The organism is Actinomadura flavalba DSM 45200 (assembly GCF_000374305.1).
Taxonomy (GTDB): domain Bacteria; phylum Actinomycetota; class Actinomycetes; order Streptosporangiales; family Streptosporangiaceae; genus Spirillospora; species Spirillospora flavalba.
On the sequence record NZ_KB894093.1, the window covers coordinates 1,875,875 to 1,887,588 of the forward strand.

The 11,714-nt window shown below is 70.7% G+C and carries 12 protein-coding genes; 8 read left to right on the forward strand and 4 right to left on the reverse strand.

Going from position 1 to position 11,714, the window contains the following annotated elements; translation table 11 throughout:
• Positions 1–165: 165 nt before the first annotated feature.
• Positions 166–396, forward strand: a complete 231-nt coding sequence (locus C229_RS0108560) for a hypothetical protein (protein ID WP_018654658.1) — start codon at positions 166–168, stop codon at positions 394–396.
• Between the two features lie 105 nt (positions 397–501).
• Here C229_RS0108560 and C229_RS0108565 read toward each other — a convergent pair whose 3' ends face one another.
• Positions 502–1,467, reverse strand: a complete 966-nt coding sequence (locus tag C229_RS0108565; RefSeq protein WP_240487129.1) for a C40 family peptidase — start codon at positions 1,465–1,467, stop codon at positions 502–504.
• Between the two features lie 329 nt (positions 1,468–1,796).
• Here C229_RS0108565 and C229_RS0108570 point away from each other — a divergent pair, with 329 nt between their 5' ends.
• The 5 genes from C229_RS0108570 to C229_RS0108590 all read left to right on the forward strand — a co-directional run bounded on the left by C229_RS0108570 (position 1,797) and on the right by C229_RS0108590 (position 7,592).
• Positions 1,797–2,309, forward strand: coding sequence for an amino-acid N-acetyltransferase (locus C229_RS0108570; protein WP_420804634.1), 513 nt, complete (start codon positions 1,797–1,799; stop codon positions 2,307–2,309).
• A 3-nt stretch (positions 2,310–2,312) separates the two neighbouring features.
• A complete protein-coding gene (locus tag C229_RS0108575) occupies positions 2,313–3,104 on the forward strand; it encodes an RDD family protein (RefSeq protein ID WP_018654661.1) in 792 nt (263 codons plus the stop codon).
• Positions 3,105–3,129: 25 nt separating this feature from the next.
• The gene (locus tag C229_RS0108580) at positions 3,130–3,624 is read left to right on the forward strand and encodes an RDD family protein (protein ID WP_018654662.1); all 495 of its coding nucleotides are present in this window, start codon (positions 3,130–3,132) and stop codon (positions 3,622–3,624) included.
• Positions 3,625–4,301: 677 nt separating this feature from the next.
• Positions 4,302–4,631, forward strand: a complete 330-nt coding sequence (locus C229_RS0108585; protein ID WP_018654663.1) for a histone-like nucleoid-structuring protein Lsr2 — start codon at positions 4,302–4,304, stop codon at positions 4,629–4,631.
• Between the two features lie 447 nt (positions 4,632–5,078).
• Positions 5,079–7,592 carry an ATP-dependent Clp protease ATP-binding subunit gene (locus C229_RS0108590; protein WP_018654664.1) on the forward strand — a complete coding sequence of 838 codons (2,514 nt, stop codon included), beginning with the start codon at positions 5,079–5,081 and terminating at the stop codon, positions 7,590–7,592.
• 81 nt (positions 7,593–7,673) lie between these two features.
• On the opposite strand, the gene C229_RS0108595 is transcribed toward C229_RS0108590, so the two are convergent.
• Positions 7,674–8,270, reverse strand: coding sequence for a Uma2 family endonuclease (locus C229_RS0108595; protein WP_018654665.1), 597 nt, complete (start codon positions 8,268–8,270; stop codon positions 7,674–7,676).
• A gap of 106 nt (positions 8,271–8,376) precedes the next feature.
• On the opposite strand from C229_RS0108595, the gene C229_RS0108600 reads away from it, so the two are divergent.
• Entirely contained in the window at positions 8,377–9,006 is a 630-nt protein-coding gene (locus C229_RS0108600) for a hypothetical protein (protein WP_033423954.1), read from the forward strand.
• Positions 9,007–9,014: 8 nt separating this feature from the next.
• Here C229_RS0108600 and add read toward each other — a convergent pair whose 3' ends face one another.
• On the reverse strand, positions 9,015–9,983 hold the full coding sequence (gene add, locus C229_RS0108605; protein ID WP_018654667.1) for an adenosine deaminase: 969 nt from the start codon (positions 9,981–9,983) through the stop codon (positions 9,015–9,017).
• Between the two features lie 50 nt (positions 9,984–10,033).
• Positions 10,034–10,483, reverse strand: coding sequence for a VOC family protein (locus C229_RS0108610; protein ID WP_018654668.1), 450 nt, complete (start codon positions 10,481–10,483; stop codon positions 10,034–10,036).
• Positions 10,484–10,614: 131 nt separating this feature from the next.
• Here C229_RS0108610 and C229_RS0108615 point away from each other — a divergent pair, with 131 nt between their 5' ends.
• Entirely contained in the window at positions 10,615–11,700 is a 1,086-nt protein-coding gene (locus C229_RS0108615; protein ID WP_018654669.1) for an acyltransferase family protein, read from the forward strand.
• Positions 11,701–11,714: the final 14 nt, after the last annotated feature.

Here is an 11,714-nt window from a genome sequence, read left to right on the forward strand (position 1 = left end):
CCCCGCTGATGACTCGACGGCCACCTCCGGCCAGGCGCGCTTCGCAGTGCAGGAAACCGATGATCTCAGTCCGGTAGCCCGGACCCGGCAACCCGACGCTCACCCCCACCTGTGCAGCGGGCGGCTGCATCCCCGCGGTCATCACCACGGACGAGGGAGGACGGAGTGGACCAGGCCACACTCGCACGTCGTGGCACCGAGGACGCTCGACTGAACGAGGAGGACCTGAAACTTCTCGCACAGATCGCCAGCGGTGTCACCGCCGATGTGGCGGCGCGCAAGCTCGAACTGAGCGCGCGCACCCTGCGGCGCCGGTTGCGCACCATCTGCGACCGGCTCGATGTCAACACCCCCATCGAGGCCGTCGTGTGGGCGGCCCGAAGGCAGCTCATCTAGGCCGTAAACCGAGCACGACCGAGGCGAACCGCGTCCGACCCCGCGCGGTGGCGCCGTCCGGCAGGTCGGTCCCTGCCGTGGCGCCGCCGCGGACGAGGTTCCCCCTCACGCGACCCGTACCGCGCCCGCGTACGGGCGTCCCGCGATGGGCGCGATCTTCACGACGTCGCCGGTGTGCGGCGCGTGCAGCATCTTGCCGTTCCCGACGTACATCCCCATGTGGTGCAGGTCGGCGTGGAAGAAGATCAGATCGCCCGGCTTGAGCTTGTCGCGTGGAATGCGCGTCCCGGCGTTCCACTGGCTGCCGGTGTAGTGCGGCAGGCTGATGCCGACCTGCCGGTACGCCCACATCGTCAGGCCGGAGCAGTCGAAGACGCTCGGGCCCGCGCCGCCCCACACGTACGGGCGGCCCAGCTTCGTCATCGCGATCCGCAGCGCCTGCGCGCCCTTGCCGTCGCCGACCACCGGGAGCTTGGCCAGCTCCGACGGGTCGCGCTTGACGAGCGTCCCGCGCGTCTTCTCGTACAGCCCGGTGATCTGCTTGCGCTGGGCGTCCAGCTCCGACCGGAGCCCCCGGACCTGCCGGGTGCGCTCCTCGGCGGCCCGGCGCGACCGCTCGGCCGCCTGCATCGCCCGCATGAGCTGCTGGATCTGGTCGCCGTCGCGGGTGGCGAAGTAGCGCAGCGTCGCCGACTGGTCCAGCACGGTCTGCGGGTCCTGCGCGGCGACGAACGACGCCGTCGGGTCGCCGGAGCCCTGCATGTAGGTGGTCGCCGCGAGGCCGCTGAACTCGTCCCGCAGGACGGTCAGCGTCTTTTCCTGCCGCCGCGCGCTCTCCGCGGCGAGCTTGGCGGCGCGCTGCGACTGCTGCATCCGAACGCGCAGCCCGTTGTACCGCTCGGTGAGCTGCTCCAGTTGGTCGGCCAGCTTGTACGCGCGCGTGCGCAGCTCGCGCGTCGACGGCTCGGGGTCGGCGCTGGCCGGCGGTGCGAGCGCGGCGGCGCCGACGAGCGCGGCGGCCAGGACCGGCAGCGCGATCCGGCGGCGGGACGCGGGACGCAAGGGCTCCAACGAAGACTCCTTCGAGCCCGGTGGGCGTCGGCACCCGGCGTGTCCGCACGAGCTGGGAGCTTCGCGGCCACGGGGTGGAGTCCGGCACCGGGCGGAGGCGCGATGTCAGCGGGACACTAACGGAGTCGCCAGGGGATGCCAACCAGTTCCGGCATACCGCGTCCCGCCGACCCGAACGGACCGCCACAGGACGGGTGTTCCGGTCGTCCTTACGCGGCTTTACGTCGTATCTACGGCGATCCGCCGGGAGGACCAGCCGTGTCGGACTAGCCGCGCTCTAGTCACGCCCGGCGGCGGGCGGGCCGCCGGTCCGCTAACCTCGCCTGTTTGTGGAAGTCGTGATCAGGCGTGCCCGTACCGCCGACGTCCAGGAGATCCGTTCCCTGGTCGACCTGTACGGCGGCGACGGCCGCCGCCTGCTCCAGAAGTCCACCGTGACCCTCTACGAGGACCTCCAGGAGTTCTGGGTCGCCGAGGACCTCCAGGCCGGCGGGATCATCGGCTGCGGCGCGCTGCACGTGATGTGGGAAGATCTCGCCGAAGTGCGCTCGGTCGCCGTGGCCCCCCGCCACGGCGGACGCGGCATCGGCCACCGCATCGTCACGCGGCTGCTGGAGACCGCCCGCGAACTCGGCGTCCGGCGCGTCTTCTGCCTTACCTTCGAGGTGGAGTTCTTCGCCCGGCACGGCTTCGCGCAGATCCTCGGCACCCCGGTGTCGCCCGAGGTGTACGAGGAACTCCTGCGCTCCTACGACGAGGGCGTGGCCGAGTTCCTCGACCTCGACCGCGTCAAGCCCAATACGTTGGGCAACACCCGGATGTTGCTTCGCCTGGAGGACTGACCGATGAGCGAACACCCCCACCGCGGCGGCCAGCAGCCCCCGCCGCGGGGCGGCGCGTCCTGGGGCCCGCCCCCGCCCTACCGGCCGCCGGGTCCGCAGCAGCAACCGCCCCAGCAGCAGCCGCCGCAGCCCCGGCCCGCCTCCGACGGCTGGCAGCAGCCCCCGCAGGGCGGGCAGGAGCCCTTCCGGACGCAGCAGTTCGGTCTCGGCGACCACGCCCCCGACGCCGAGATCCACCTGGCGTCCGTGGGCCGCCGCGCGGGCGCCCGGCTGATCGACAACATGCTCGTCGCCGTGTTCGGGTTCGCGCTCGTGCTGCCGATCAGCATCGGCGTCTACGGGCTCGGCACCTCCGGCACCAAGGCGGCTTCCGAGGGCGGCGTGTGGGACTGGCCGATCATCGGGTTCATGTTCCTGGTGCTCGCGGTGCTGCCGTTCGTGTACGAGTCCGTGCAGCTCGTCGTCTGGGGACGCACGCTCGGCAAGCGGCTGCTGCACCTCGGCGTCGTCCGGCAGAGCCCGGCGGGGGAGCGGCCGCCCGCCGCGCAGGCCGTCACGCGCGCCGCCGTCAACAACATCGGCTACCTGCTCGGCGTCTTCCTGTTCCTCATCCTGTCGGTCCAGGTGTGGGACTACGCCTTCTACGGCGTCGCCGCCGCGTTCGCCGGAGCCGTCATGGCCTACCTTTGGGCGATCTGGGACGAGCCGCTGCACCTGGCGCTGCACGACCGCGTCGCCGGGACGCTCGTCGTCGACGAGCGCGAGTACGCCGACTACGGCGAGCACGCCCACTAGCGCGTCCGGCCGGACGGAGGACGCGATGGACACGGCGGAGGAGGGCGCCCTCGCCGACCCCGGGCAGCGGCTGCTCGCCCGCATCGCCGACGTGCTGATCGTCGGCCTGCCCACCGTCATGGTGCTGCTGGAGACCGTGCCGCGCTCCCGGCTGGACGAGGTCGCGCCGGTCGCCGTCGCGGGGCTGCTGCTCGTCTACGAAAGCGTCCAGACGGCCCTGTGGGGCCGCACGATCGGGAAACGGATCGCGGGTATCGCCGTCGTGCGCGTGGACGGTGGCGGGCCGCTCAGGCCCGTACAGGCGCTGCTGCGCGCCGCCGTGTTCGCGCTGCCGATCGCCGCGCGTCCGGTTCCGGTGCTCGGGCTGCTCGCCGGAATCTTCTGGGTGGTGAATCTCGCCGCCGTTTACGAGGGCGGGCGCCGCGCCGTTCCGGACGGGCCGCGCCGCGCGCTGCACGACCGGTTCGCGGGCACGGTCGTCGTCCGTACCGGGCCGGAGCCGGCCGCCGTCGCGGAATAGGACGGTTGCGTCCGCGCAATTGCCCTTAACGCGGGAGCCGCCGTGCTCTAGGGGCTGGGCCGCGTCGGTGAAGGGCGCGTTGGCGCTGCGCACGCTCCTCCTGGACAGTCATGTCATTACCGACTTATCTGTCCAATAAGGTCAGGCGACGGCGGGAGTCCGCCGCCGGGTGCGGAAAGTCGTTTCCGGCGCCGGGCCGCACGCCGGTATTCCTTCACGCGGGGCGTCCGGTCCTCCATGGTCCGGCCGCTTTCAGCCCGGCCGCGGACCGGTCCCGGGCGAGTGCCCGGGTGTGCATTCACCGGGGCTTCACGACGGGGCCGACCACGGGCCGTTATGGGGGGCCGAGACGCCTTTGGCGCGTTCGAACGCGCGACACGCCGTACGCGGCGGCGTTGGAGGCGGCGTCCAATTAATGATCTATGTCCAGGTCGCAGCCCTGTGCGACGGGTGTGACCGAGGCGGCGCAAGCGCCGTGAAATTGCCGCTCCGCGCGCCTGGGAACCCCTGTGGCCGGGTGGCTAACGTCTCGCCGGGCGATTGCAAGACGGGTGATTACTCCGCGTTACCGGGGGCAAGATGGCTACCATCGCGGGTGTTGAATTGTCAGCGGCAGCCGCTCCGGTATATGTTTGTACAACCGCTCGCAGTTTGCTCGAACCGAAAGGTCTGTCCCCATGGCACAGAAGGTCCAGGTGCTTCTCGTCGATGACCTCGACGGTGGAGAGGCGGACGAGACCGTAGCGTTCTCGATCGACGGCGCCTCCTACGAGATCGACCTCAGCGACGCCAACGCCGGGAAGCTGCGCGATTCGCTGTCGCCGTTCATCGACAAGGCCCGTAAGGCGGGCGCCGCGCGCGGTCCGCGCGGCCGCCGTCCCCGTTCCGGGTCCAACCGGGAGCGCAGCGCGGAGATCCGTGCCTGGGCCAAGGCCCAGAACATCAAGGTGAACGACCGGGGCCGCATCCCCGCCGCCGTGATCGAGCAGTACGACTCCGTTCACTGAAGAAGTGCCGGTCCGCGGTCGCCCGCTCTCGGGCCGCGGCCCGATCTGTGCCGTCGCTCCCTGCGCGCCCGTCCCGGTTGTCCGGGGCGGGCGTTCGCCGTTGGCGTAGCGGATGGCGGGTTATCCGGGCGGGCGGGGCGGTACACAGGGTTCCAACCGGCAATGCCGTCCGGGTTCGCCCGTGCGGTCGCGCCGCGCGCGTGCGAAAAGCCCCGTTCGCTTGCGGCGTAGCCGGAACATCGAGAGGTCGGACGGTAGTTGGATGGAGAGACGGCGTTCGTCCTCGGCGGCGGGCGAGGATCGCACCAGCGAGACTGAACTGCGCTCAGCTGGGGAACGTCACTCGGTGGTTGCGCACCGGGCGACCTCCTCGGGGCGGGCTAACATGCGGAAGGACAGGTTCGGACGTCCCGGACTTTGACCGACCGCTCTGTGAGGAGCGACGAGATGTTCGAGAGGTTCACCGACCGCGCGCGGCGGGTTGTCGTCCTGGCTCAAGAAGAGGCCAGGATGCTCAACCACAACTACATCGGCACCGAGCACATCCTCCTGGGTCTGATCCACGAGGGTGAGGGTGTCGCTGCCAAGGCCCTGGAGAGCCTGGGAATCAGCCTGGAGGCGGTGCGCCAGCAGGTCGAGGAGATCATCGGCCAGGGACAGCAGGCCCCCTCGGGACACATTCCGTTCACTCCGCGTGCCAAGAAGGTGCTGGAGCTGTCGCTGCGCGAGGCGCTACAGCTCGGCCACAATTACATCGGCACCGAGCACATCCTGCTGGGCCTGATCCGCGAGGGCGAGGGCGTCGCCGCGCAGGTCCTCGTCAAGCTCGGCGCCGACCTGAACCGTGTGCGCCAGCAGGTCATCCAGTTGCTGCACGGTTACCAGAACAAGGAGCCCTCGGCGGCCGGCGGGCCGTCGGAGGCGGCGCCGTCCACGTCCTTGGTGCTCGACCAGTTCGGCCGCAACCTGACGCAGGCCGCCCGCGAGGGCAAGCTCGACCCGGTCATCGGCCGGGACAAGGAGATCGAGCGGGTCATGCAGGTGCTGTCGCGGCGCACCAAGAACAACCCGGTGCTGATCGGTGAGCCGGGCGTCGGCAAGACGGCCGTCGTCGAGGGGCTCTCCCAGAAGATCGTCAAGGGCGAGGTGCCCGAGACCCTGAAGGACAAGCAGCTCTACACCCTCGACCTCGGCGCCCTGGTCGCCGGTTCCCGCTACCGGGGTGACTTCGAGGAGCGGCTGAAGAAGGTCCTGAAGGAGATCCGCACCCGCGGCGACATCATCCTGTTCATCGACGAGCTGCACACGCTCGTCGGCGCGGGCGCCGCCGAGGGCGCGATCGACGCCGCCAGCATCCTCAAGCCGATGCTGGCCCGCGGCGAGCTCCAGACCATCGGCGCCACCACGCTCGACGAGTACCGCAAGTACCTGGAGAAGGACGCCGCCCTCGAACGGCGCTTCCAGCCGATCCAGGTCGCTGAGCCGTCGCTGTCGCACACCATCGAGATCCTCAAGGGCCTGCGCGACCGCTACGAGGCGCACCACCGCGTGTCGATCACCGACAGCGCGCTGGTCGCCGCCGCCCAGCTCGCGGACCGCTACATCAGCGACCGGTTCCTCCCCGACAAGGCGATCGACCTCATCGACGAGGCCGGTTCGCGGATGCGCATCCGCCGGATGACCGCCCCGCCGGACCTGCGCGAGTACGACGAGAAGATCGCTGACGTGCGGCGCGAGAAGGAGTCCGCGATCGACGCGCAGGACTTCGAGAAGGCCGCGTCCCTGCGCGATTCGGAGAAGCAGCTCCTCGCCCAGAAGGCCACCCGGGAGAAGGAGTGGAAGGCCGGCGACATGGACGTCGTCGCGGAGGTCACCGAGGAGCTGATCGCTGAAGTCCTGGCGACGGCCACCGGCATCCCGGTCTTCAAGCTCACCGAGGAGGAGTCCACCCGGCTCCTGCGCATGGAGGACGAGCTGCACAAGCGCGTCATCGGCCAGGAGGACGCCATCAAGGCGCTCTCCCAGTCGATCCGGCGTACCCGCGCCGGCCTGAAGGACCCGAAGCGCCCCGGCGGCTCGTTCATCTTCGCGGGCCCGTCCGGCGTCGGTAAGACCGAGCTGTCCAAGACGCTCGCCGAGTTCCTCTTCGGTGACGAGGACGCGCTGATCCAGCTCGACATGTCCGAGTTCATGGAGAAGCACACCGTCTCGCGGCTGTTCGGCTCCCCGCCCGGCTACGTCGGGTACGAGGAGGGCGGCCAGCTCACCGAGAAGGTGCGCCGCAAGCCGTTCTCGGTCGTCCTGTTCGACGAGATCGAGAAGGCCCACCAGGACATCTTCAACAGCCTGCTGCAGATCCTGGAGGACGGCCGTCTCACCGACGCGCAGGGCCGCGTCGTGGACTTCAAGAACACGGTCATCATCATGACGACCAACCTCGGCACCCGGGACATCTCCAAGGGCCAGTCGATGGGCTTCGCGCGGACGAACGACGAGCAGGGCTCGTACGACCGCATGAAGGCCAAGGTCGGTGAGGAGCTGAAGCAGCACTTCCGTCCCGAGTTCCTCAACCGCGTCGACGACACGGTCGTCTTCCACCAGCTCACCCCGAAGGAGATCATCCAGATCGTCGATCTGATGATCGCCCGCGTGGACGAGCGGCTGAAGGACCGCGACATGGGCCTGGAACTGCGCCAGGAGGCCAAGGACCTGCTCGCCGAGCGCGGCTACGACCCGGTTCTCGGCGCCCGTCCGCTCCGCCGCACCATTCAGCGGGAGATCGAGGACAACCTGTCCGAGAAGATCCTGTACCAGGAGCTGAAGGCCGGCCAGATCGTCATCGTCGGCGTCGAGGGCACCGGCGAGAAGGCCAAGTTCACCTTCAAGGGCGTCCCCAAGCCCACCGGCGTCCCCGACAGCCCGCCCCCCATCGAGGGCGCGGTCAACTTCAACAAGGACTGACCCGCACCACCACGAAGGCCCGCACCCACAAGGGTGCGGGCCTTCGCCGTTCCTGCGCTCGCCGCGACCTCCGGCTCCCGCCTATGAGGGCTGGAGGGTGCGCAGTTCGATCTCCAGCGAAAAGGGGAGATCGAGTTTCATCGTGCCCCGATGAATGGCGACGGGGACGTAGGCCCCGGCGGCGGCTTCCCCGAAGACGTGGACGACGGGTCGCCCGGCGTCATTCTCCACGCGCCAGAAGTGCGGGATGCCCGCGGACGCGTACCGTGCGGGCTTGGTCAGCCGGTCGCGGATCTCCGACTCCGGCGTGACGACCTCGACGACGAGCAGGACTTCTTCCGGGAGCAGGAAGGTGCGGTCGCCGTCGTCGTCCGGCACGGTCTGCCGGTAGACGACGATGTCCGGTTCGGGACGCTGTCGGGCGCCGAGCCGCACGGTCAACCGCAGGTCGATCTCGACGCCTTCCGGGGCGTACCCCTCGATCTCGTTGGCGAGCCGGGTACTGACCCGGGAGTGCCAGCGAGTCTGCGGCGCGATCGGGAGTAGCGTCCCGTCGATGAGCTCCCATCGCCCGGGTCCGGGGAGTCCGTCGAGATCTTCGGCGGTCCAGCCGCCAGGGGGCAGGTGGAGCCCGGGCGAGGGCCTTTTGGCGTCGCGGGAACCAGGGTCCGGGATCATGTACTCCTCCGTTCGCTATGAGGTTCCCACGGGCGGTCACGGAGGGTGCGGGGTTCGCTGCTGGAAACCCCTGTGGTTTGTCGGACGGCAGGCGTAGCATTCGAACATGCGATCGAATGTGGTGGAGGGTGCGGCAGGGGCGCGGCTGCCGGTCTTTCGGTCGAGGGTGCAGGGGGAGGTGCTGGCGCGGTTGCTGCTGGGGCCGGAGCGGGAGTTCTCGATGCTGGAGCTGGCCGTGCTGGTGCGGAGTGATCTGGCGGCGGTGGGGCGTGAGGTCGAGCGGCTTGCGGCGAGCGGTGTCGTCCGGGTGCGGGAGGTCGCGGGCGGGCGCGTCGTGGCGCGGAACGTGGCGACGCCGCTGCACGAGCCGCTGGCGCGGTTGCTGCTGCTGACGTTCGGGCCGGGCGCCGTCGTGGCGGAGGAGTGCGCGCACTTCGCGGGCGTCACCCGCGTCTTCCTGTTCGGCCGCTGGGCCGACCGCTACCAGGGCTTCCCCGGCCCCCTTCCGGGCGAGGTGCACGTCCTCATCGTCGGGGACGTTCCGGTCGCGGAGGCCCACCTGGCCGCCGAGACGGCGTCCGGCCGCCTCGGCCTGCCCGTCCAGGCCGTCGTCCGCACCCGCGACCAGTGGCACTCCGGCACCGATCCGTTCCTCCGCGAGATCCGCACGGGCCGCCTCGTCCCGGTGGACGTCCGCCGCCCCTCGCCGGTGCGGGCCGACCGGTTCGGGGGGTGAAGGCGCCGTCAGGTGAGCCAGGTGTTGATTTCGGTGTGTACGCGGTCGCGCGTCGCGGGTGGGGCGAAGGAGGCGTTGACGGCATTGCGGGCCAGGGTGGCGAGTTCGGCGTCGGTCAGGCCGTGGAGGGTGCGGAGGTGGTCGTACTCCTGGGTGAGGGTGGTGTCGATGATGGCCGGGATGTCGGTGTTGACGGTGACGGTGAGGCCCGCGTCCAGGAGGCGGGGGAGGGGGTGTTCCGCCAGGGACGGGGCGAAGCCGAGGGCCACGTTCGATGACGGGCAGACCTCCAGGGCCAGGCCCCGTTCGCGGACCTCGGCGACGAGTGCCGGGTCGTCCAGCACGCGGATGCCGTGGCCGAGGCGTTCGGCGCGGCCGGACGTGATCGCCTGCCGGACGCTCTCCGCCCCGGCGGCCTCGCCCGCGTGGTGGACGACGTGGACGCACGCCTCCCGCGCCGCCGCGAACACCGGGACGAACGGGTCGCCCGGATGGGCCTCGTCGCCCGCCAGGCCGATCGCGACGACGGCGTCGTGCCGGCGGGCCAGGTCGAGCGTCGCCCACGCGCGTTCGACGGGACGCCGCCGTGAGTGGTCGAGGATGACGCGGGTCTGCACGCCGGACTCGGTGAAGCCCGTCGCGAGTCCGTCGAGGACGGCCGCGAGCGGCAGGTCCGGGTCACCGACGCGTTCGCCGTGCGCCGCCGCCGTGAAGCTGACCTCGGCGTAGCGGGTGCCCTGCGCGGCCTCGTCGGCGCAGAACTCGCGGGCGACGCGGTGGAAGTCGGCGTAGGTGCGCAGGCAGGAGCGCACGAGGGAGTTCTGCTCGAAGAACCCGGCGAAGCCGTCGAGCGACGCGGGCCGGGCGGGGACGGGAACGCCGTTCGCGTCCCCGATCTCCCGGAGCGTCGTCCACCGGACGGTGCTCTCCAGGTGGACGTGCAGGTGGGCCTTGGGAAGGGTCGACAGATCGCGCACCGCGCCACGCTAGGCCGACCGGACGGCTCCGGGCATCCCCTTTTCGGCCGTCACTGCACGCAGAACTCGTTGCCCTCGGGGTCGGCCAGGACGACGTGGTGCGATCCGGGCTCCACCACCTCGCGCAGGACGGTCGCTCCGAGCGCGGTGATCCGCTCCACCTCGGCCTCGCGGGTGCCGGGCTCGGCGTGCACGTCGATGTGCAGCCGGTTCTTGCCCTCCTTCTTCTCCGGCACGACCTGGAACAGCAGCCGCCGCCCGAGCCCGACGTCGGAGAAGGGGTCGGCGGGGTCGTCGGGGTGGCGGGCGGCGCGGGCGTGCCGGAACGCCTTGGTGCCGTCGATCTCGGTGTAGACGTCGGGGCCGATGGCGCCCTGTTCGGCGAGCTGCTCGATGAGGCGTCCGTTGTCCTCGACGCGGTAGCCGAGGACGGCGGCCCAGAAGGCGGCCTGCGCGTGCGGGTCGGTGCAGTCGATGACGAGCTTCCAGTTCAGAGCCATGTAACTACTTATACTGGTTACGTCGCGACGCGGGCAAGCGCCGGGCCCGCCGCGTTAAGGAACTTCTCAGGTAAGCGGGGTACGGTGGACGGCTGGACCTGGCTCCCACCCCTGGATCGGTGTCTTCCGGCGTGCTCCTGACGAGGCCCTCCTCCCGCCCGACAACCTCAGCGATCAAGCTCCGCGACCCCTACTTCGACAACGCGAAGTTCCTGGCGGTCACGCTCGTCGTCATCGGTCACGCCTGGGAGCCGCTGCGTTACGCCGGAGCGGGCGGCCGGACGCTGGAGGCCGCGCACCTGCTCGTGTACGCGTTCCACCTCCCGGTGTTCAGCCTCATCTGCGGCTACTTCTCGCGCGGCTTCCCCACCGGGCGGAACCGGACGCGCAAGCTCGTCTCGACGATCGTCGCCCCGTACCTGCTGTTCAGCCTCGGCTACACCGCGCTGGCGGGGCTGCTCGACGGCCAGCAGCGCGGCTGGGACCCGTTCCAGCCCTTCTACCTGACGTGGTTCCTGCTCGCGCTGCTGATCTGGCGGCTGTCGGTGCCGCTCTGGCTCCAGATCAAGCGGCCCGTCCTCGTCGCGACCGCGATCTCCGTCGTGTCCGGGTTCATCACGCTGCCGACGGCGCTGAACACCGCGCAGGTGCTGTCGTTCCTGCCGTTCTTCGTCCTCGGCCTGACGGTCCGGCCCGAACGGCTGGCGCTGCTGCGCCGCCGCGCCGCGCGCTGGATCGGCGCGGCGGTCCTCGTCGTGGGCGCGGGCGTCGCCTATCTCGTCGCCGGGAACGTGGACGCCGAGTGGGTGCACTGGCGGCGCAGCTTCGCGCAGCTCGGCGTCACGATCCCGGCGGGGACGGGGTTCAGCGTCGTCGCGCTGGCCGCCGCGTTCGCGCTGACGCTGGCGTTCCTCGCCGTCGTCCCGGCCCGGGGGACGTGGTTCAGCGGGTACGGCTCGGCGACGATGTACGCCTACCTGCTGCACGGCGTCCCGATCATGTGGATGGGCTACCAGAGCTGGTACTACGGCCTGGACGGCTGGCAGATCATCGGCGTGACGGCCGGGTGCGTGGCGCTGACCGTGCTCCTGTCGTCGCGGCCCGTCCGCGCCGTCACGGCCTGGGCCGTCGAGCCGCGGATGGGCTGGCTGTTCCGCGACGTGCCGCGCCACGTCGCCGCCCCCGTACCGCCCGAACCGGACGTGTCACAGGCTTGACCTGGGTCTGGGCT